This window comes from Pseudomonas sp. RtIB026 (assembly GCF_016861355.2).
Lineage (GTDB): Bacteria > Pseudomonadota > Gammaproteobacteria > Pseudomonadales > Pseudomonadaceae > Aquipseudomonas > Aquipseudomonas peradeniyensis.
Window position 1 is genome coordinate 457,651 of sequence record NZ_AP023348.2, and the last position, 24,489, is coordinate 482,139.

At 63.3% G+C, this 24,489-nt stretch carries 5 protein-coding genes; 1 reads left to right on the plus strand and 4 read right to left on the minus strand.

Annotation, left to right across the window (positions count from 1 at the left end):
* Positions 1-5: 5 nt before the first annotated feature.
* The 4 genes from PRtIB026_RS02135 to PRtIB026_RS02150 all read right to left on the minus strand — a co-directional run bounded on the left by PRtIB026_RS02135 (position 6) and on the right by PRtIB026_RS02150 (position 6,150).
* Positions 6-905 carry a TauD/TfdA dioxygenase family protein gene (locus PRtIB026_RS02135; RefSeq protein ID WP_203649471.1) on the minus strand — a complete coding sequence of 300 codons (900 nt, stop codon included), beginning with the start codon at positions 903-905 and terminating at the stop codon, positions 6-8.
* A 339-nt stretch (positions 906-1,244) separates the two neighbouring features.
* Positions 1,245-2,621: an HlyD family type I secretion periplasmic adaptor subunit gene (locus PRtIB026_RS02140; RefSeq protein ID WP_186734130.1), complete on the minus strand. Its 1,377-nt coding sequence runs from the start codon at positions 2,619-2,621 to the stop codon at positions 1,245-1,247.
* On the minus strand, positions 2,611-4,767 hold the full coding sequence (locus PRtIB026_RS02145) for a type I secretion system permease/ATPase (protein WP_203649469.1): 2,157 nt from the start codon (positions 4,765-4,767) through the stop codon (positions 2,611-2,613). The genes PRtIB026_RS02140 and PRtIB026_RS02145 overlap by 11 nt, the downstream gene beginning before the upstream one ends.
* Before the next feature lie 45 nt (positions 4,768-4,812).
* Entirely contained in the window at positions 4,813-6,150 is a 1,338-nt protein-coding gene (locus PRtIB026_RS02150; RefSeq protein ID WP_110735609.1) for a TolC family outer membrane protein, read from the minus strand.
* A 350-nt stretch (positions 6,151-6,500) separates the two neighbouring features.
* Between PRtIB026_RS02150 and PRtIB026_RS02155 the strand changes: the two genes are divergently transcribed.
* Positions 6,501-24,362: an immunoglobulin-like domain-containing protein gene (locus PRtIB026_RS02155; protein WP_267813484.1), complete on the plus strand. Its 17,862-nt coding sequence runs from the start codon at positions 6,501-6,503 to the stop codon at positions 24,360-24,362.
* Positions 24,363-24,489: the final 127 nt, after the last annotated feature.

Below are 24,489 nucleotides of genomic sequence, written 5' to 3' on the forward strand. Positions count from 1 at the left end.
AGTCGTCAGAACGGGGCATCGCCCTGGATGGTGGTGCGGTAAAGCTTGCGCCGCAGGTGCGCGGGGCAACCGCTGGCCAGGTGGATCAGCGAGCGGTTGTCCCAGAACACCAGGTCGTGGGGCAGCCATTGATGGCGGTAGATGTTCTGCTCCAGCACGCTCAGGGCGTACAGCTGTTGCAGCACGTCGCGGCTCTCGTCATCCGGCAGGCCGACGATACGGGTGGTGAAGCCTTCGCTGACGAACAGCGCCTTGCGGCCGTTTTCCGGGTGGGTGCGCACCACCGGGTGGATGACCTCCTGGACCTGGGCCAGTTGCTCGGCGGTCAGCGTCGGGCGCCAGTTGCCTTCGAACCTGGTCTCGGCGTAACGGGCGGTGTAGGAGTGGGCGGCGCTGCGGCCCTCGACGACCCGACGCAGGGCCTCGGGCACGGCGTCCCAGGCCTTGTGCATGTCGGCGAACAAGGTGTCGCCGCCCTCGCTGGGCAGCTCCTGGGCGTGCAGCATCGAGCCCAGGCTCGGCAGCTCCTTGTACGACAGGTCCGAGTGCCAGAACTTGCCGGCATCGCCCAGGCCGACGTTGCGGCCGTCCTCGACGATGTTGGACACGATCAGGATCTCGGGATGGCCGGCGAGCAGGAACTGCTTGAGCACATGGATCTGCAGCTCGCCGAAACGGCGGCTGAAGGCGATCTGCTGTTCAGGGGTGATGCGCTGGTCGCGGAACACCAGGACGTGGTGGTCCAGGTGGGCGCGGTGGATACGGGTGAAATCCTCGGCATTGATCGCACGGGCCAGGTCGAGGCCGATGATCTCGGCACCGACGGCGCCGGAAAACGGGCGGATGTCGAAGGTTTGCGGCAGGGCGCTGTCGATGGTCGACAAGGCGTTCGAGGCGGCTGGCATTGTTCACTCCCACGCAGTGCGCGACTTCAGGGCGCGCAACGATCGGAAACGCACGGGGATTGCCCGTGTGGGTTCGAGTCGTGCGGCGCGCCGATTGGTCGGCGGGTACGCAGTGGGAGTGACTATAAAGTCATAAGAACAGTATTTTAAATACCGTTACGGCATATCCATATGAAGGGGTTGCACTTCAGGCCATACGCCGACCTGTAGGAGCGGCCTTGTGCCGCGAAAGGGCTGCGAAGCGGCCCCGGCGATCTTTGCTCAATGCTGAAATCCTGGGGCCGCTTCGCAGCCCTTTCGCGGCACAAGGCCGCTCCTACAGGGGGCCCGTAATGACTGTCAGCGCTCGCGCAGCGCCTCGCTGCGGGCCTTGATGATCGGCTTGAGCAGATAGCTCATGATGGTCTTCTTGCCAGTCATGATATCCACCGTGGCCACCATCCCCGGGATGATCAACAGCGGCTTCTCGTCCGTGCCCAGATGGCTCTTGTCGGTACGCAGCTTGATCAGGTAGTAGGTGGTCTTCTTGTCTTCGTCGGTGATGGTGTCGGCGCCGATCTGCTCGAGCTTGGCCTTCATGCCGCCGTAGATGGTGTAGTCGTAGGCGGTGAACTTGACCGTGGCTTCCTGGCCCGGGTGCAGGAAGGCGATGTCCTTGGGCAGGATCTTCGCCTCGACCACCAGGGTGTCGTCCAGTGGCACGATCTCGATGATGTCACTGCCCGGCTGGATCACCCCGCCGATGGTGTTGACCAGCAACTGCTTGACGATGCCGCGCACCGGCGAGATGACCATGGTGCGGTGCACGCGGTCATCCAGCGCCTTGCTGGTGGCGGTGGCCTTGTTCAGCTCGGTGCGGGCCTCGTTGAGCTGGGTCAGCGCCTCGCTGCGGAACTTGCCGCGGGTCTCCTCGATCTTGCTCTCGACTTCCTTGATCGCCGCCTCGGCACGGGGGATGGCCAGGGCGGTGGAGTCCATCTGGCCACGGTTCTCGACCTCGGCGCGGCGCAGGCGCAGCACCTCGACCTGGGAGATCGCGCCCTGGGCCACCAGCGGCTCGGACATCGCGATTTCCTGGCGCAGCAACTGCAGGCTGTTGGCGTACTGGGCGCGCTTGGAGTTGAACTCGCGCAGTTCCTGCTGCTTCTGCACCAGCTGCTGCTGCAGGCCGCCAAGCTCGTCCTGCAGCTGCTGGCGACGGCTCAGGTACAGCGACTGTTCGTTGGCGGCCTGGCTCGGCGCGGCCTTGCGCAGCTCTTCGTCGATCTGCAGCGGCTTGTCCTCGACCTCGGCCGTCAGGCGCTGCACGCGCAGGGCCATGGCCAGGCGCGAGGCCTCGGTCTCGTCGACGTTGGAGGCGAAGCGGGTTTCATCCAGGCGCAGCAGCGGCTGGCCGACCTCGACGATCTCCCCTTCCTTGGCGAATATCTCGGCGACGATGCCGCCCTCAAGGTTCTGGATCTTCTGCACCTTGGAAGACGGGATGGCCTTGCCCTCGCCGCGCGTCACCTCGTCGATGGGCGCGACGCTGGCCCAGATGATGAGGAACAGGAAGAACGCGATCACGCCCCAGATGGTCAGGCGCACCACCCGTGGCGCGTCCTCGATCAGCGCCTTGTTGACCTCGGGCAACGGCTGCCCGGCCAACGACTCGGAGCCCTTGAAGTAGCGGCGCAGGTTGTCCTTGAAACGCCCGATATCCAGCTTATGCAACACTGATCTGCCCCTTCTTCAGCGCATCCATGACGGCGGCTTTCGGGCCATCCGCGACGATCTGTCCACGATCGATGACGATCAATCGGTCCACCAGCGACAGCAACGACGCCCGGTGGGTGACCAGCAGCACGGTCTTGTTCTCGATCACCGCGGCCAGGCGCTGCTTGAGACGCTCCTCGCCGGTGTTGTCCATGGCGCTGGTGGGTTCGTCGAGCAGCAGGATCTGCGGGTTGAGCAGCAGTGCCCGGCCCAGGGCGACGTTCTGCCGCTGGCCGCCGGAGAGGTTCTGGCCACGCTCGCCGACCTGCAGCTCGTAGCCGTCCGGATGCAGGCGGGCGAATTCGTGCACGCCGGCAAGCTCCGCGGCCTGGAGGATCAGCTCGTCCTCGATGTAGCGGGCACCGCTGACCAGGTTGTCGCGCAGGGTACCGGCCAGCAGCTGGATGTCCTGGGGCACGTAGCCGATGTTGTGGCGCAGTTCACTGACGTCGATCTGGCGAATGTCCACGCCATCGACCAGCAGCGAGCCGTTGTCCGGCTCGTACAGGCCGACGATCAGCTTGGCCAGGGAGCTCTTGCCCGAGCCGCTGCGGCCGATGATGCCGACCTTCTCGCCCGGGCGAATGTTCAGGTTGATGCCCTTGAGCGCCTGGTTCTGCTGGTTCGGGTAGGTGAACTCGACGCCGCGGAATTCGATGGCGCCCTGCAGCACCTGGCGGCTCAGCGGGCGCTCCTCGAAGTTGCGCTCCTGGGGCAGCTCCATCATCTGGTCGGTGGCGACCATGGTCACCTTGGCTTGCTGGTAGCGGGCCAGCAGGCCGTTCAGCGAGCCCAGCGGGCCAAGGGCGCGACCGCTGAGCATGTAGCAGGCCACCAGGCCGCCCATGCTGAGGTTGCCGTCGATGATCAGGTACACGCCCACGCAGATCATCGCCACGCCGGCCAGTTGCTGGATCAGCGCGGTGATGTTCATGGCCAGGCCCGACAGCACCTTCACCCGCAGCTCCAGGCGGCTCAGGGTGCCGAGGGTCTGCTCCCACATGTACTGGCGCTCGCTCTCGGCGTTGTTGACCTTGACCGCATCCAGCCCGGCGAGGGTCTCGATCAGGCTCGACTGGCGCTCGGAGGCCAGGGCCATGGTGCGCTCCATGGTCGCCATCAACGGCTTCTGCAGGGCGTAGCCGATACCCAGCGCCAACGGGAAGGCCAGGATCGGAATCCACACCAGGTGCCCACCGATGATGGCGATGACCATGAGGATCAGCAACGTGAACGGCAGGTCGATCAGACTGGTCAGGGTCAGCGAGGCGAGGAAGTCGCGCAGGCCCTGGAACTCGTGGATATTCTGGGCGAAGCTGCCGACCCGCGCCGGGCGGTACTTCATCGACATCCCGACAATGCGCTCGAACAGCGTCGCCGAGATGATCAGGTCGGTCTTCTTGCCGGCCAGGTCCAGGCACAGGCTGCGCAAACCCTTGAGGATCAGGTCGAAGACATAGGCACCGGCGATGCCGACCGCCAGCACCCACAGGGTCGAGGTGGCCTGGTTGGGCACCACGCGGTCGTACACGTTCATCACGAACAGCGGCGCGGCCAGGGCGATCAGGTTGATCACCAGGCTGGCGGCGATGGCATCGATGTACAGCCACTTGCTGCGCAGCAGGGTGTCGCGGAACCAGGAGCGCGCGCGCGGGATCAGGTTGCCGTGGTTGACGTCGAACTTGTGCTGCGGCTGGGCGAAGAACACCTTGCCGCTGTAGTCGCCCTGCAACGCTTCACGGGTGACATGCACCTCGCCGCCGTCGCTCTCGCTGAGCAGCAGGCGCGCGGTGTCTTCGTTCTCCCAGCCGAGCAGCACGGCGCAGCGGCCTTCCTTGAGCAGCAGCATCGCCGGCATGGCGATGCTGGGGATCTGCTCGAGCTTGCGCTGCAGCAGGCGCCCCTGCAGCCCGGCCCGGGCGGCTGCGCGGGGCAGCAGCTCGGCGGTCAGGCGCTGCGAGGGCAAGGGTAGCCCGGTGGTCAGCATGGCCCGGCTGGCGGGCTTCTGGTGCAGGACACACAGGGTCAGCAGACTGTCCAGCAGCGGGTCGTCATGCTGACTGCGTGGATCGTGGCTGAGTTGGACTCGACTGACTTCGGATTCCACGCGGCGCTCTCTTCATCCTTGCGGGGGTGATTCAAGGTGCGCCTTTCAGTTCATGCCTGGCAGGTTCACCTTGGGTTTCAGGTCGTTCTGCACAACGGAGGCCATCGGTGCTACGACACCCTGGCTCTTGAGCAGTTGACCAATGGTCGCCTTGATTCGGTACTGAGTAAACATTTGTGTGTTCTTCACCTCTACCAGACGACGCTGGGCGGTGAAGGTTTCATTCTCGCTGTCGAGCAGGTCGAGCAAGGTACGCTCGCCCAGGCCGAACTGCTGCTGGTAGGCGCTGCGCACGCGGTTGCTGTGATCGACATACTGCTGGGCGATCGGCACCTGGGCGTTGGCGTTCTCCAGAGCATTCCATGCCAAGCCTAACTCCTCATTGAGCTGGCGCAAGGCGTTGTTGCGAATGTCCAGGGCCTGGTTGGCCAGGTACGACTTCGATTCCAGGTCGGCCTTGTTGCTGCCACCGGCGTACAAATTGAAGTTCATGCGCAGCATGGCCTGCCATTCGTTGTTGTGGCCGACGGCGCCGTCGAGGTTGTTGTCGGCCGTTCGTCCGAGTTCGGCATCGAAACGTGGATAGAACGTAGACTTTGCCGCTTCGTATTGCTTCTCGGCGGCGGCGATGTCCGACTCGGCCGAGCGCAGGATCGGGCTTTCCTCGACCAACTGGTGGCGAGCCTCGTCGAGGGTGGCCGGCAGCAGGTCGACAAATGGCGCGGGCGTGCTTAACTCGTCGGGCATTTGGCCGACGACGCTCAGGTAGTTGGTGTTGGCGTCGGCCAGGTTGGTCTGCTCGGTGATCAGGTTGTTGCGGGCCTGGGCCAGGCGCGCCTCGGCCTGATCGAGGTCGGCCAGGCGACCGACGCCGCGGCTGGTGCGCAGCTTGATCTGGTCGAGGATGCGCTCGTGGTTGCGCAGGTTGTCTTCGGCCAGGCGCACCATCTCGCGGCGCGACAGCACGTCCAGGTAGACCTGGGCGACGGTCAGCGCGGTGCGCTCGGAGGTCCCCAGCAGGGAGTAGGCGCGGGCGTTGACAGTGGCCTGTTGACGGCCAACCTCGCTGGAGGTGGCGAAGCCGTCGAAGACCATCTGCCGCAGGCGGATAGCCGACTCGCCACGGTTCAGGGTCTCCCAGCGGTTGCGGGTGCTCGGGCTGTCGGTGCCCTCACGACCATAGCCGGCGGTCACGTCGACCCGCGGCAAATAGCCACCCTGGGCAGCGCGCAGCTGATAGTCCGCAGCCGTGCGGGCGTTCACGCCGGCCTGGATTTCCGGATGGACCTCGAGGGCCTTCTGCATGGCTTCGGGCAAGGTTTGTGCTTGAACGAATGTGGCGGCGAGAGCGAAAGGAAGAGCGGTGAACAGTGACGCACGCATTTTTACTGGTTCCCGAGAGAGCTGTTGTCCCAAATCACAGCCGAAGCCGTGCCTGCCCTGGAAAATGGCAAACCCTGATCCTGTATGTAGGAAGCTTCCGAATAGGCAGTGCGATTAATACAAAAGAAAGGGCTTAGCTGGCCAAATATCAATGTGACATTACCTTGGCGATTGTTTAGGATGGCAGCCAGAAGGTCAATAGTTTGGCATAAACTTAATAGCCAGAAATTATAGACGTAAAATTGACGCAAATCAGCGTCAAAAACATTATTTGAAACATTCCATCAGTCGCCGCCCTCGAACGCCGGCCAGGCATGGAAGCCAACTGAACAGGTAGCCCGGAGAGTCCAATGAGCACTGTTGTCGCCATCGTCAAAAGCATTGTTGGCCAAGTCATCGCAGTTTCCCCAGAAGGCATCCGGCGCGTACTGATCGAAGGCGATCGCCTGCTGGCAGGTGAACAGGTAGACACCGGCGCGGGCGGCGCGGTCACCCTGGAGCTGGCCGACGGCCGTGTGCTCGACCTGGGCCGCGACACCCAGTGGAGCGCCGACGCGCCCGACAGCAGCACCGACCTGAGCCAGGCCACCGCCCAGGCAGCGCCCTCGGTCGAAGAACTGCAACAGGCCATCGCCGCCGGTGTCGACCCGACCACCGAGCTGGAAGCCACCGCAGCCGGCCCGGCCGCGGCAGGCGGCGGCTCGGTCGGCGGCGGACACAGCTTCGTCCTGCTTGAGGAGACCGCCGGGGTGGTCGACCCGAGCATCGGCTTCCCCACTGGCCCGATAGGCTTCGCCAACGGCCTGGCGGTCGAGGAGCTGGGCGGGCTGGACGGCAATGCTGGCAGCACCAACACGACCAACGTCCCGCTCACCACAGGGCTGACCCTGAGCGCCACCCCCACGATCACCGAGGCGGGTGGCGTCATCGTCTATACCGCCACCGTCGGCCAACCACCGCTGACCAACCTGACCGTGACCCTGTCCAACGGCGCCGTCATCGTGATCCCGGCCGGCCAGACCACCGGCACCGTCAACGTCGACATCCCGGCCAACGACACGCCCTACATCGATGGCGGCCAGATCTCCGCGACCATTACCGGCACGACTGGCGGTAACGGCCTGATCGTCACGCCAAGCACCACCCCGGCGGTGACCCAGGTCACCGACACCATCGACACCACCACCGCCACGCTCACCGCGACCCCGAGCGTGACCGAAGGTGGCGTGATCACCTACACCGTGACCTTGAACAACCCGGCCCAGACCCCGGTCACCGTCACTCTGTCCAATGGCCAGACCGTCACCATCGAGGCCGGCAAGTCGTCCGGCAGCGTCGACTTCCAGACCCCGGCCAACGACGTCTATAACAACGGCAGCACCGTCAGCACCACGATCACGGAGGCAACGGGCGGCAACTTCGAGAATCTGGTACCGAACCCGACGCCAGCGCAGACCGTCATCAATGACTCGGTCGATACCACCACAGCGACCTTGACCGCGACCCCGAGCGTCACCGAAGGCGGCGTGATCACCTACACCGTGACCCTGACCAACCCGGCCCAGACCCCGGTCACCGTTACCCTGTCCAATGGCCAGACCGTCACCATCGAGGCCGGCAAGTCGTCCGGCAGCGTCGACTTCCAGACCCCGGCCAATGACGTCTACAACAACGGCAGCACCGTCAGCACCACGATCACGGGGGCAACGGGCGGCAACTTCGAGAAACTGGAGCCGAACCCGACACCAGCGGAAACGGTGATCAACGACTCGGTCGACACCACCACCGCCACCCTGACCGCGACCCCGAGTGTCACCGAAGGCGGTGTGATCACCTACACCGTGACCCTGACCAACCCGGCCCAGACCCCGGTCACCGTCACCCTGTCCAATGGCCAGACCGTCACCATCGAGGCCGGCAAGTCGTCCGGCAGTGTCGACTTCCAGACCCCGGCCAATGACGTCTATAACAATGGCAGCACCGTCAGCACCACGATCACGGGGGCAACGGGCGGCAACTTCGAGAAACTGGAGCCGAATCCGGCACCCGCTGAAACGAAGATCAACGACTCGATCGACACCACCACCGCCACCCTGACCGCGACCCCAAGCGTCACCGAAGGCGGCGTGATCACCTATACCGTGACCCTGACCAACCCGGCCCAGACTCCGGTCACCGTTACCCTGTCCAACGGCCAGACCATCACCGTCAAGGCTGGCGAAAGCACCGGCAGCGTCGACTTCCAGACCCCGGCCAACGACGTATTCGTCAACGGCAGCACGGTCAGCACCAGCATCACCGGTGCCACCGGCGGCAACTTCGAGAAGCTGGAGCCCGACACCACGCCGACCCAGACCGTGATCAGCGACAGCATCGACACGGTGACCGTCAGCATCGCCAGCAATGGCAACGTGACCGAGGCCGAGCAACCGACCTTCACCGTGTCGGTCAGCCAGAAGCTCGACCATGACCTGACCGTGACCCTGTCCAATGGCGCCACCGTGGTCATCAGCGCTGGCCAGACCGAGGCTACCTACAGCCTGCCGGCCCAGGGTGACGACGTGTTCAAGGACGCCAGCTCGGTGACCCTCGGCGTGACCGACGCCAACGTGGCGGGCAAGACCTTCGAGAACCTGCAGCTGGGTGGCGATGCCACCGTGCAGATCACCGACACCGTCAGCGAAGTGGTAGCGACCCTCACCGCCGACAAGACCACTGTGTCCGAAGGCGGTCAGATCACCTATACCGTGACCTTGACCAATGCCCAAGGGCTGCCGGTCAGCGGCCACAATGACCTGACTTTCACCCTGACCGATGGCACCAAAGTCACCATCCCGGCCGGCAGCACCAGCGGTACCTTCACCATCACCGCACCAGACGACGTGTTTGTCGGCGGCCAGCCTTCGATCGTCAACAAGATCGAGTCGGTTGCCGGTGGCGACAACTTCGAGAAACTGACCCTTGGCGACAACTCGGTTACCACGACCGTGACCGATGAGCCGGGTACTGGTACCCCAGGTACCGATAACCAGGGCGACAAGATCACCGTCACCATCGTCAGCAAAGGCGATGTCACCGAAGACCAGCAGCCGGCCTTCACCGTCAAGGTCAGCCAGAAACTGGACCATGACCTGACTGTCACCCTGTCCAATGGCGACAAGGTCGTTATTCCGGCCGGCCAGACCGAAGCCGAATATAAAGCCAAGGCCCAAGGCGATGACGTCTTCAAGGACGGCGACACCCTGACCGTCGGCATCACCGATGCCGCCGTTGATGGCAAGGCCTTCGAGAATCTGGAACTGGGCGGCAACGCCTCGGTGCAGATCACCGACACCGTCAGCGAAGTCGTCGCGACCCTGACCGCCGACAAGACCACTGTGTCCGAAGGCGGCCAGATCACCTACACCGTGACCCTGACCAATGCCCAGGGCCTGCCGGTCAACGGCCACAATGGCCTGACCTTCACCCTGACCGATGGCACCAAGGTCACCATCCCTGCCGGTAGCGCCAGCGGCACCTTCACCATCACTGCACCGGACGACGTATTCGTCGGTGGCCAGCCGAGCATCGTCAACAAGATCGAATCGGTTGCCGGTGGCGACAACTTCGAGAAGCTCACGCTGGGTGACAACACCGTCACCACGAGCGTGACCGACGAGCCAGGCACCGGTACTCCGGGCACCGATAACCAGGGCGACAAGGTCACTGTCACCATCGTCGGCAAAGGCGATGTCACCGAAGACCAGCAGCCGGCCTTCACCGTCAAGGTCAGCCAGAAGCTCGACCATGACCTGACTGTCACTCTGTCCAACGGCGACAAGGTTGTCATCCCAGCCGGTCAGACCGAAGCCGAGTACAAAGCCAAGGCTCAGGGCGACGACGTCTTCAAAGATGGCGATACCCTGACCGTCGGCATCACCGATGCCGCCGTTGATGGCAAGGCCTTTGAAAATCTGGAACTGGGCGGTAACGCTTCCGTCCAGATCACCGACACCGTCAGTGAAGTGGTCGCGACCCTGACTGCGGACAAGACCACCGTCACCGAAGGTGGCCAGATCACCTACACCGTGACCTTGACCAATGCCCAAGGGCTGCCGGTCAACGGCCACAATGGCCTGACCTTCACCCTGACCGACGGCACCAAGGTCACCATCCCTGCAGGTAGCGCCAGCGGTACCTTCACCATCACTGCACCGGACGACGTATTCGTCGGTGGCCAGCCGAGCATCGTCAACAAGATCGAGTCGGTTGCCGGTGGCGATAACTTCGAGAAGCTGACTCTCGGCGACAACTCGGTCACCACAAAGGTGACTGACGAGCCAGGCACTGGCACGCCAGGCACCGACAACCAGGGCGACAAGGTCACCGTCACCATCGTCGGCAAAGGCGATGTCACCGAAGACCAGCAGCCGGCCTTCACCGTCAAGGTCAGCCAGAAGCTCGACCATGACCTGACTGTCACGCTGTCCAACGGCGACAAGGTTGTCATCCCAGCCGGTCAGACCGAAGCCGAGTACAAAGCCAAGGCCCAGGGCGACGACGTCTTCAAAGATGGCGATACCCTGACCGTCGGCATCACCGATGCAGCCGTCGACGGCAAGGCCTTCGAGAATCTGGAACTGGGCGGCGACGCCTCGGTTCAGATCACCGATACCGTCAGCGAAGTCGTTGCGACACTGACTGCTGACAAGACCACCGTGTCCGAAGGCGGCCAGATCACCTACACCGTCACCCTGACCAACGCCCAAGGGCTGCCGGTCAACGGCCACAATGGCCTGACCTTCACCCTGACCGATGGCACCAAGGTCACCATCCCGGCAGGCAGTGCCAACGGCAGCTTCACCATCACCGCACCGGACGACGTGTTTGTCGGTGGCCAGCCTTCGATCGTCAACAAGATCGAATCGGTTGTCGGTGGTGACAACTTCGAGAAATTGACTCTCGGTGACAACTCGGTCACCACGACTGTGACCGACGAGCCAGGCACCGGTACTCCTGGCACCGACAACCAGGGCGACAAGGTCACCGTCACCATCGTTGGCAAAGGCGATGTCACCGAAGACCAGCAACCTGCCTTCACCGTCAAGGTCAGCCAGAAACTCGACCACGACCTGACCGTGACCCTGTCGAACGGCGACAAAGTCGTCATTCCAGCCGGTCAGACCGAAGCCGAGTACAAAGCCAAGGCTCAGGGCGACGACGTCTTCAAAGATGGCGACACCCTGACCGTCGGCATCACCGATGCCGCCGTTGACGGTAAGGCCTTCGAAAATCTGGAACTGGGTGGCAACGCCTCCGTCCAGATCACCGACACCGTCAGTGAAGTGGTCGCGACCCTGACTGCGGACAAGACCACTGTGTCCGAAGGCGGCCAGATCACCTACACCGTCACCCTGACCAACGCCCAAGGGCTGCCGGTCAACGGCCACAATGGCCTGACCTTCACCCTGACCGATGGCACCAAGGTCACCATCCCGGCAGGCAGCGCCAGTGGCACGTTCACCATCACCGCACCGGATGATGTGTTCGTCGGCGGCCAGCCTTCGATCGTCAACAAGATCGAAGGCGTCAGCGGCGCGGACAACTTCGAGAAACTGACCCTCGGCGACAACACGATCACCACGACCGTGACCGACGAGCCGGGCACTGGCACGCCAGGCACCGACAACCAGGGCGATAAGGTCACCGTCACCATCGTCGGCAAAGGCGATGTCACCGAAGACCAGCAGCCGGCCTTCACCGTCAAGGTCAGCCAGAAGCTGGACCATGACCTGACCGTAACCCTGTCGAATGGCGACAAGGTCGTGATCCCGGCCGGCCAGACCGAAACCGAATACAAGGCCAAGGCCCAGGGCGACGACGTCTTCAAGGACGGCGACACCCTGACCGTCGGCATCACCGATGCCGCCGTTGATGGCAAGGCTTTCGAAAATCTGGAACTGGGCGGCAACGCTTCGGTGCAGATCACCGATACCGTCAGCGAGGTCGTTGCGACCCTGACTGCCGACAAGACTACCGTCACCGAAGGCGGCCAGATCACCTACACCGTGACGCTGACCAATGCCCAGGGCCTGCCGGTCAACGGCCATAATGGCCTGACCTTCACCCTGACCGACGGCACCAAGGTCACCATCCCTGCCGGTAGCGCCAGCGGTACCTTCACCATCACCGCACCAGACGACGTATTCGTCGGTGGCCAGCCTTCGATCGTCAACAAGATCGAATCGGTTGTCGGTGGTGATAACTTCGAGAAGCTGACCCTCGGCGACAACACGGTCACTACGAGCGTCACTGACGAGCCGGGCACTGGCACTCCAGGCACCGACAACCAGGGCGACAAGGTCACCGTCACCATCGTCGGCAAAGGCGATGTCACCGAAGACCAGCAGCCAGCCTTTACCGTCAAGGTCAGCCAGAAGCTCGACCACGACCTGACTGTCACCCTGTCCAACGGTGACAAGGTGGTCATTCCTGCCGGTCAGACCGAAACCGAGTACAAGGCGAAAGCCCAGGGCGACGACGTCTTCAAGGACGGCGATACCCTGACCGTCGGCATCACCGATGCCGCCGTCGATGGCAAGGCCTTTGAAAATCTGGAGCTGGGTGGCAACGCCTCGGTGCAGATCACCGACACCATCAGCGAAGTCGTTGCGACCCTGACCGCCGACAAGACCACCGTCACCGAAGGCGGTCAGATCACCTACACCGTGACCCTGACCAACGCCCAGGGTCTGCCGGTCAATGGCCACAATGGCCACAATGGCCTGACCTTCACTTTGACCGATGGCACCAAGGTGACTATCCCCGCCGGCAGCGCCAGCGGCACCTTCACCATCACTGCGCCGGACGACGTATTCGTCGGTGGCCAGCCGAGCATCGTCAACAAGATCGAGTCGGTTGCCGGTGGCGATAACTTCGAGAAGCTGACTCTCGGCGACAACTCGGTCACCACGACTGTGACCGATGAGCCAGGCACTGGCACTCCAGGCACCGACAACCAGGGCGACAAGGTCACCGTCACCATCGTCGGCAAAGGCGATGTCACCGAAGACCAGCAGCCAGCCTTCACCGTCAAGGTCAGCCAGAAACTGGACCACGACCTGACGGTCACCCTGTCCAACGGCGACAAGGTGGTGATCCCAGCAGGCCAGACCGAAACCGAATACAAAGCCAAAGCCCAGGGTGATGACGTCTTCAAGGACGGCGACACCCTGACCGTCGGCATCACCGATGCTGCCGTCGATGGCAAGGCCTTCGAGAATCTGGAGCTGGGTGGCAATGCCTCGGTTCAGATCACCGACACAGTAAGCGAAGTCGTCGCGACCCTGACCGCCGACAAGACTACCGTCACCGAAGGTGGCCAGATCACTTACACAGTGACCCTGACCAATGCCCAGGGCCTGTCGGTCACCGGCCACAATGGCCTGACCTTCACCCTGTCGGACGGCACCAAAGTCACCGTTCCAGCCGGCAGCGCCAGCGGTACCTTCACCATCACCGCCCCGAGTGATGTATTCGTCGGTGGCCAGCCCTCGATCGTGAACAAGCTTGAAGGTGTCAGCGGCGCGGACAACTTCGAGAAGCTGACGCTCGGCAAGGAAACACTCACCACCACCGTCACTGATGATCCGGATACCGGCAACAAGGTGTCCGTCACCATCGTCAGCAACGGCGATGTCACCGAAGACCTGCAGCCGTCCTTTACCGTCAAGGTCAACCAGAAGCTGGACCAGGACCTGACCGTCACCCTGAGCAATGGCGCCAAGGTGGTGATTCCGGCTGGCCAGACCCAGGTCGAGTACAAGGCGGATGCCCAGGGCGATGACGTCTTCAAGGATGGCAGCTCGCTGACCGTCGGCATCACTGATGCAGTCGTTGATGGCAAGACCTTCGAAAATCTGGAACTGGGCGGCAATGCCACCGTACAGATCAGCGATACCGTCAGCGAAGTCGTCGCGACCCTCACCGCCGACAAGACTACCGTCACCGAAGGTGGCCAGATCACCTACACCGTGACGCTGACCAACGCCCAGGGCCTGCCGGTCAACGGCCACAACGGCCTGACCTTCACCCTCACCGACGGCACCAAGGTCACCATTCCAGCCGGCAGCGCCAGCGGCACCTTCACCATCACCGCCCCTGACGACGTGTTCGTCGGCGGCCAGCCGAGCATCGTCAACAAGATCGAATCGGTTGCCGGTGGCGACAACTTCGAGAAGCTCACGCTGGGTGACAACACCGTCACCACGAGCGTGACCGACGAGCCAGGCACCGGCACTCCAGGCACCAACAACCAGGGCGACAAGGTCACCGTGACCATCGTCGGCAAAGGCGATGTCACCGAAGACCAGCAGCCAGCCTTCACCGTCAAGGTCAGCCAGAAACTGGACCACGACCTGACTGTCACCCTGTCCAACGGCGACAAGGTTGTCATCCCAGCCGGCCAGACCGAAACCGAATACAAAGCCAAGGCCCAGGGTGATGACGTCTTCAAGGATGGCGACACCCTGACCGTCGGCATCACCGATGCTGCCGTCGACGGCAAGGCCTTCGAGAATCTGGAACTGGGCGGTAACGCTTCCGTCCAGATCACCGACACCATCAGCGAAGTGGTCGCGACCCTGACCGCCGACAAGACTACTGTGTCCGAAGGTGGTCAGATCACCTACACCGTCACCCTGACCAACGCCCAAGGGCTGCCGGTCAACGGCCACAATGGCCTGACCTTCACCCTGACCGATGGCACCAAGGTCACCATCCCGGCAGGCAGCGCCAGTGGCACGTTCACCATCACCGCACCGGATGATGTGTTCGTCGGCGGCCAGCCTTCGATCGTCAACAAGATCGAAAGCGTCAGCGGCTCAGACAACTTCGAGAAGCTGACCCTCGGCGACAACACGATCACCACGACCGTGACCGACGAGCCAGGCACTGGCACGCCAGGTACCGACAACCAGGGCGACAAGGTCACTGTCACCATCGTCGGCAAAGGCGATGTCACCGAGGACCAGCAGCCAGCCTTCACCGTCAAGGTCAGCCAGAAGCTCGACCATGACCTGACTGTCACTCTGTCCAATGGCGACAAGGTGGTGATCCCTGCTGGCCAGACCGAAGCCGAGTACAAGGCCAAGGCCCAAGGTGATGACGTCTTCAAGGACGGCGATACCCTGACCGTCGGCATCACCGATGCTACCGTTGACGGCAAGGCCTTCGAGAATCTGGAGCTGGGCGGCAACGCCTCGGTGCAGATCACCGACACCGTCAGCGAAGTCGTCGCGACCCTCACCGCCGACAAGACCACGGTGTCCGAAGGCGGCCAGATCACCTACACCGTGACGCTGACCAACGCCCAGGGTCTGCCGGTCAACGGCCACAACGGCCTGACCTTCACCCTCACCGACGGCACCAAGGTCACCATTCCAGCCGGCAGCGCCAGCGGTACCTTCACCATCACCGCTCCGGACGATGTGTTCGTTGGTGGCCAACCGACCATCACCAACAAGCTGGAAGGTGTCACCGGCGCCGACAACTTCGAAAAACTGACCCTGGGTCAGGACGAAGTGAAGACCTCCGTCACTGACGAACCTGGCACCGGCACTCCGGGTACCGATAACCAGGGCGACAAGGTCACCGTCACCATCGTCGGCAAGGGCGATGTCACCGAAGACCAGCAGCCGGCCTTCACCGTCAAGGTCAGCCAGAAACTGGACCACGACCTGACCGTGACCCTGTCCAACGGCGACAAGGTCGTGATCCCGGCCGGCCAGACCGAAGCCGAGTACAAGGCGAAAGCCCAAGGTGATGACGTCTTCAAGGACGGTGACACCCTGACCGTCGGCATCACCGATGCCGCCGTCGACGGCAAGTCCTTCGAGAATCTGGAACTGGGTGGCAACGCCTCCGTTCAGATCACCGACACCATCAGCGAGGTCGTTGCGACCCTGACTGCCGACAAGACTACCGTCATCGAAGGCGGCCAGATCACCTATACCGTGACGCTGACCAACGCCCAGGGTCTGCCGGTCAATGGCCATAACGGCCTGACCTTCACCTTGACCGATGGCACCAAAGTCACCATCCCGGCCGGTAGCGCCAGCGGTACCTTCACCATCACCGCACCAGACGACGTGTTTGTCGGCGGCCAGCCTTCGATCGTCAACAAGATCGAATCGGTTGCCGGTGGCGACAACTTCGAGAAGCTGACCCTCGGCGATAACACAATCACCACGACCGTAACCGACGAGCCAGGCACCGGCACTCCAGGTACCGACAACCAGGGCGACAAGGTCACCGTCACCATCGTCGGCAAAGGCGATGTCACCGAAGACCAGCAACCCGCCTTCACCGTCAAGGTCAGCCAGAAACTCGACCACGACCTGACCGTGACCCTGTCGAACGGCGACAAAGTCGTCATTCCAGCCGGTCAGACCGAAGCCGAGTACAAGGCCAAGGCTCAGGGCGATGACGTCTTCAAGGACGGAGATACCCTGACCGTCGGCATCACCGATGCCGCCGTTGATGGCAAGTCCTTTGAAAATCTGGAACTGGGTGGCAACGCCTCCGTCCAGATCACCGACACCATCAGCGAAGTCGTCGCGTCCCTGACTGCGGATAAGACCACGGTCACTGAAGGCGGCCAGATCACCTATACCGTGACCCTGACCAACGCCCAAGGTCTGTCCGTCACCGGCCACAATGGCCTGACCTTCACCTTGACCGATGGCACCAAGGTCAGCATCCCGGCAGGCAGTGCCAGCGGCACCTTCACCATTACCGCGCCGGATGACGTATTCGTCGGCGGCCAGCCTTCGATCGTCAACAAGATCGAGGGTGTCAGTGGCGCCGACAACTTCGAGAAGCTCACTCTGGGTGACAACACCGTCACCACGAGCGTGACCGATGAGCCAGGCACTGGCACGCCAGGCACCGACAACCAGGGCGACAAGGTCTCGGTCACCATCGTTGGCAACGGCAACGTCACCGAAGACCAGCAGCCGTCGTTCACCGTCAAGGTCAGCCAGAAGCTCGACCAGGACCTGACCGTGACCCTGAGCAATGGCGCCAAGGTAGTGATCCCGGCCGGCCAGACCCAGGTCGAGTACAAGGCCGCGGCCCAGGGCGACGATGTATTCAAGGATGGCAGCTCGCTGACCGTCGGCATCACCGACGCCGCGGTCACCGGCAAGACCTTCGAGAATCTGGAACTGGGCGGCAACGCCACCGTGCAGATCACCGACACCATCAGCGAAGTCGTGGCCACCTTGTCCGCCGACAAGACCACCGTGTCCGAGGGCGGCCAGATCACCTACACCGTGACCCTGACCAACGCCCAGGGCCTGTCGGTCACCGGCCACAACGGCCTGACCTTTACCCTCAGCGACGGCACCAAGGTCAGCATCCCGGCCGGCAGCGCCAGCGGTACCGCCATCATCACCGCGCCTGACGACGTCTTCGTTGGCGGCCAGGCCACCATCAGCAACAAGATCACCGGCGTCACCGGTGCCGACAACTTCGAGAAACTGACCCTGGGTCAGAACGAAGTGCAAACCTCCGTGACCGACGAGCCGGGCACTGGTACTCCAGGCACCGACAACCAGGGCGACAAGGTGTCCGTCACCATCGTCGGCAACGGCGATGTCAACGAGGCCCAGCAGCCGTCGTTCACCGTCAAGGTCAGCCAGAAGCTTGGCTACGACCTGACCGTCACCCTGTCCAACGGCGACAAGGTGGTGATCCCGGCAGGTCAGACCCAGACCGAGTACAAGGCCGCCGCACAGGGCGACGACGTGTTCAAGGACGGCAGCTCGCTGACCGTCGGTATCACCGATGCCACGGTTCCGGGCCATACCTTCGAGAACCTGGAACTGGGTGGCAACGCCACCGTGCAGATCACCGACACCATCAGCGAAGTCGTGGCCACCTTGTCCGCCGACAAGACCACCGTTTCCGAGGGCGGCCAGATCACCTACACCGTGACCCTGACCAACGCCCAGGGCCTGTCGGTCACCGGCCACAACGGCCTGACCTTCACCCTGACCGACGGCACCAAGGTCACCATCCCGGCCGGCAGCGCCAGCGGCACCTTCACCATCACCGCTGCGGACGACGTGTTCGTCGGTGGCCAGCCGACCATCAGCAACAAGATCACCGGCGTCACCGGCGGCGACAACTTCGAAAAACTGACCCTGGGCCAGAACGAAGTGAAGACTACCGTCACCGACGAGCCAGGTTCGGGCACCCCGGGTACCGGCAACCAGGGCGACAAGGTCTCGGTCACCATCGTCGGCAATGGCGATGTCAACGAAGCCCAGCAGCCGTCGTTCACCGTCAAGGTCAGCCAGAAGCTCGACCAGGACCTGACCGTGACCCTGAGCAACGGTGCCAAGGTAATCATTCCGGCTGGCCAGACCCAGGTCGAATACAAGGCCGCCGCCCAAGGCGATGATGTGTTCAAGGACGGCAGCTCGCTGACCGTCGGCATCACCGATGCCGCAGTCACCGGCAAGACCTTCGAGAATCTGGAACTGGGCGGCAACGCCACCGTGCAGATCACCGACACCATCAGTGAAGTCGTGGCCACCTTGTCCGCCGACAAGACCACCGTGTCCGAAGGCGGCCAGGTCACCTACACCGTGACCCTGACCAACGCCCAGGGCCTGTCGGTCACCGGCCACAATGGCCTGACCTTCACCCTGTCCGATGGCACCAAGGTCACCATCCCGGCCGGCAGCGCCACTGGCACCGCCATCATCAACGCGCCGGACGACGTGTTCGTCGGCGGCCAGGCCACCATCAGCAACAAGATCACCGGCGTCAGCGGTGCCGACAACTTCGAGAAACTGACCCTGGGTCAGAACGAAGTGAAGACCTCGGTCACCGACGAGCCGGGCTCGGGCACCCCGGGCACCGGCAACCAGGGCGACAAGGTCTCGGTCACTATCGTCGGCAACGGCGATGTCAACGAAGCCCAGCAACCGTCGTTCACCGTCAAGGTCAGCCAAAAGCTCGATCAGGACCTGACCGTGACCCTTAGCAATGGCGCCAAGGTGGTGATCCCGGCCGGCCAGACCCAGGTCGAGTACAAGGCGCCGGTCCAGGGCGACGACGTGTTCAAGGACGGCGGCCCGCTCACCGTCGGCATCACCGATGCCAGCGTGGTCGGCAAGACCTTCGAGAATCTCGAGCTCGGCGGTTCGGCCACCGTGCAGATCACCGACACCATCAGCGAAGTGGTCGCGACCCTGTCCGCTGACAAGACCACGGTTGCCGAGGGTGGCCAGTTCACCTACACCGTGACCCTGACCAACGCCCAGGGCCTGTCGGTCACCGGCCACAACGGCCTGACCTTCACCCTCACCGACGGCACCAAGGTCACCATCCCGGCGGGCAGCGCCACCGGTACCGTGACCATCACCGCCAAGGACGACGTGTTCGTCGGCGGCCAGCCGAGCATCGTCAACAAGATCGAGTCCGTCACCGGTGGCGGCAACTTCGAGAAGCTGACTCTCGGCAACAACACGCTGACCACCACGGTGACCGACGAACCAGGTTCGGGTACCCCAGGTACCGGCAACCAGGGCGACAAGGTCTCGGTCACCATCGTCGGCAATGGCGATGTCAACGAAGCCCAACAGCCGTCGTTCACCGTCAAGGTCAGCCAGAAGCTCGACCAGGACCTGACCGTGACCCTGAGCAATGGCGCCAAGGTGGTGATCCCGGCCGGCCAGACCCAGGTCGAGTACAAGGCCGCCGCCCAGGGCGACGACGTGTTCAAGGATGGCAGCTCGCTGACCGTAGGCGTCACCGACGCCACAGTCACCGGCAAGACCTTCGAGAACCTGGAACTCGGTGGCAATGCCACCGTGCAGATCACCGACACCATCAGCGAAGTCGTGGCCACCTTGTCCGCCGACAAGACCACCGTTTCCGAGGGCGGCCAGATCACCTACACCGTGACCCTGACCAACGCCCAGGGCCTGTCGGTCACCGGCCACAACGGCCTGACCTTCACCCTGACCGACGGCACCAAGGTCACCATCCCGGCCGGCAGCGCCAGCGGCACCTTCACCATCACCGCTGCGGACGACGTGTTCGTCGGTGGCCAGCCGACCATCAGCAACAAGATCACCGGCGTCACCGGCGGCGACAACTTCGAAAAACTGACCCTGGGCCAGAACGAAGTGAAGACTACCGTCACCGACGAGCCAGGTTCGGGCACCCCGGGTACCGGCAACCAGGGCGACAAGGTCTCGGTCACCATCGTCGGCAATGGCGATGTCAACGAAGCCCAGCAGCCGTCGTTCACCGTCAAGGTCAGCCAGAAGCTCGATCAGGACCTGACCGTGACCCTGAGCAACGGTGCCAAGGTAATCATTCCGGCTGGCCAGACCCAGGTCGAGTACAAGGCCGCCGCCCAAGGCGACGACGTGTTCAAGGATGGCAGCTCGCTGACCGTAGGCATCACCGATGCCGCGGTCACCGGCAAGACCTTCGAGAACCTCGAGCTGGGTGGCAACGCCACCGTGCAGATCAGCGATACCATCAGTGAAGTGGTCGCCACCCTGTCCGCCGACAAGACCACCGTCAGCGAAGGCGGCCAGGTCACCTACACCGTGACCCTGACCAACGCCCAGGGCCTGTCGGTCACCGGCCACAACGGCCTGACCTTCACCCTGACCGATGGCACCAAGGTCAGCATCCCGGCCGGCAGCGCCAGCGGCACCTTCACCATCACCGCCAAGGACGACCCGTACCTCGGTGGCCAGCCGAACATCGTCAACAAGATCGAAACGGTCGCCGGTGGCGACAACTTCGAGAAACTGACCCTGGGCAGCAATACCGTCACCACCAGCGTCACCGACGAGCCGAGCGGCCAGGGCGACCTGACCACCGTCGGCATCAGCGGCGACACCTCGGTGACCGAAGGCGATACCGCCCACTACAACCTGACCCTGAGCAACCCGTCGAAGTCCGAGGTGACCATCACCCTGACCTACAGCGGCACCGCCACGGACGGCCAGGACTTTACCGGTGTGGTCACCGTGAAGATCCCGGCGGGCAGCAGCGGCACCACCTTCGACATCAAGACCATCGACGACAAGCTGGTCGAGGGTTCGGAGAACTTCACGGTCAAGATCAGCGGCGCCACAGGCGGCGGCTTCGAGAACCTGCAAGTCGACGCCAGCAAGTCCAGCGTCACCACCACCATCATCGACAACGACCACGCGCCGGTGTCGACCGGTGGCGCCGTGACCGGCAGCGAAGACACCGACTACGTGTTCAAGTGGGGCGACTTCAACGTCAGCGACGCCGATGGCAACAGCGGCCTGTCGGTGACCATCAGCAAGCTGCCGGACCTGGGCAGCCTGAAGTTCTTCAACGGCACCTCGTGGGTCGATGTGTCGCTGAACCAGAACATCAGCCAGGCCGACATCGCCGCCGGCAAGCTCAAGTTCGTGCCGCTGGCCAACCAGTCGGGCGTCGACGGCTATGGCGGCAGCGGCGTGGGCAACAAGCAGGCCGACTACGCGCAGATCAAGTACAAGCCCAACGACGGCACCAACGCCGGCGGCGAAGTGACCATGAAGGTCGATATCGCGCCAGTGGCCGACAAGCCTGACCTGAACATCGGCAACAACAACGTCAACTCCATCGGCCTGCTCAAGGAAACCTGGAACAGCCTCACCGGCCTGGGTAACAACGGCAACGGCATCACCGGCGATGCGCTGAAGAACGTCTTCGCCAACTCCGGCAACGCCAGCAAGAGCGAGACCGTCACCGGTGTCGACACGGTCGCCACCGTGTCGCCTGGCACAGGCTCGAAGACCTCCGGCCTGATCTACCTCGAAGCCGGCAAGACCTATGCGTTCAGCGGCACCGCCGACGACAGCCTGCAGATCGTCGTCGGTGGCAAGAACGTCGCCAGCGGTACCTGGGGCTCGGGCAGCGGCGCCATCTCCGGCAGCTTCACCCCGACCACCAGCGGCTACTACACCCTGGAGATCTACAACGCCAACCAGTCCGGCCCCGGCAGCCTGGACGTCAACATCAAGGTGGGCAACGGCGCGGTCACCGACCTCAACAGCTCGAACATCCCGATGTACCCGAGCGTCAAGGACCTGACCAACGCCGGCGTGACCGTCGGCGACCTGCACGGCAGCAACAACCAGGGCTACTACGACGGCTACAAGCTCAACGAAGGCAGCGAGAACGGCGCCCCGGTCAAGCTGGTGGGCATCAGCACCAACCTCACCGACACTGACGGCTCCGAGGCCCTGAGCGTCAAGCTCAGCGGCATCCCGGCAGGCTCGGTGCTGGCCGACAATGCCGGCCACACCATCACCGTCGGCAAGGACGCGGTGGACGTCACCGGCTGGAACCTGGGCAGCCTGACCATCAAGCCACCGGCCTACTATGCCGGCCAGTTCGACGTGAAGGTCAGCTCGACCTCCACCGAGAGCGTCGGCGGCAGCACCGCGACCAGCGAAGGCACCATCAAGGTCACGGTCTACCCGCAGTCCTACACCACCAGCAACCTGTCCTCGGACAGCGACAACATCACCGGCACCGACGGCAACGATGTGGTGGTGGCCGACGTCACCGGCCTGCACGTGGTGCCGGGCCAGGACTACAACCTCGCCTTCATCGTCGACACCTCGGGCAGCATGGGCTCGTCCGGCGTGGATGCGGCGAAGAAATCCCTGGAGTCGGTGTTCAAGACCCTGGCCGCCAGCGTCAAGGGCGACCAGTCGGGCACCGTGAACATCCTGCTGGTGGACTTCGCCACCCAGGTCAAGAGCAGCGTTGCGGTAACCCTGAACGATGCCGGCCTGCAGCAGTTGCTCAACGCCCTGAACAACCTGCGGGCGGACGGCGGCACCAACTACGAGGACGCCTTCAAGACCACCGCCAACTGGTTCCAGAACCTCAAGGATGGTGGCAACACCGGCAGCAACCAGACGTTCTTCATCACCGACGGCAAGCCGACCTACTACCAGGCCAACGAGAACCCCAACCCGACCCTGGGGACCTCGGGCATCACCCTGGACACCTTCCTGGCTTCGATCAACTACAAGCCGGGCATGGCGTACAACGGCTACATCGACAGCAGCAACACCAACTACGTCAGCATCGACAACGCCGGCAACCTGCAGGTGCAGTACTACCGCAACGGCTGGAAATACGGCGTATCGGGCGAACTGCATGCCGAAGGCAACGGCACCTATGAGCTGTCTTCGCGTGGCGGCCTGGGCTACGACACCAACAGCACCACCACGAGCAACTCGCAGGACAGCTTCAAGCTGCTCTCGGGCCTGTCCCAAGTCGAGGCCATCGGCCTCAACAACGGCGTCAACACCAACGACCTGAAACCATACGACACCGACGGCAAGCCGCAGACCAACATCGACCCGAGCAAGCTGGCCGAAGCCATCCTCGGCCATACCGAAGTCACCCAGCCGGGCAATGACACGGTCAACGGCGGCGACGGCAACGACATCATCTTCGGTGACCTGATGGTCTTCGACGGTGTTGCCGGCACCGGTGTCGAGGCGATCCGCGGCTATGTCGCCGACAAGCTGGGCGTCGACGCGGGCAGCGTGGACGCACGGGCGATGCACAAGTACATCACCGAGAACTACGCCGAGTTCGATGTCTCGCGCAGCAACGACGGCGCCGACACCCTGCTGGGCGGCAACGGCAACGACATCATCTTCGGCCAGGGTGGCAACGACTACATCGACGGCGGCAAGGGCAATGACATCCTGCTCGGTGGCACCGGCAACGACACCCTGCTCGGCGGCGAAGGCAACGACATCCTGTTCGGCGGTGCCGGCAATGACATCCTCATCGGCGGCAAGGGTGACGACATCATGACCGGTGGCAGCGGTGCCGACACCTTCGTGTGGAAGTCCGGCGACCTGGGCAAGGACGTGATCAAGGACTTCAAGGCCAGCGAGGGCGACCGCCTCGACCTGAGCGACCTGCTCCAGGGCGAGAAGGCCAGCACCATCGACAACTTCCTGAAGATCACCACGGTCAATGGCGAGTCGACCCTGCAGGTCAGCACCGAAGGCAAGCTCAACGCCGCCGGTGGCCTGGCCAACGCCGACGTGACCATCAAGCTCGAGGGCGTGAACTGGTCCAACACCACGATCAACTCGTTGATCAGCGGTGCCGACCCGACCATCAAGATCGACAACTCCAACAGCTGATCCCTGCCTCTCTACGGCGGCCCGCAAGGGCCGCCGTTGGGGGCGCGGGCTTTTCCAGCCATCCCTTCACGCGCATACTCGTGCTCCGGGCTTACATGCCCGGTGAACTTTGCCTATGCTGCTGACT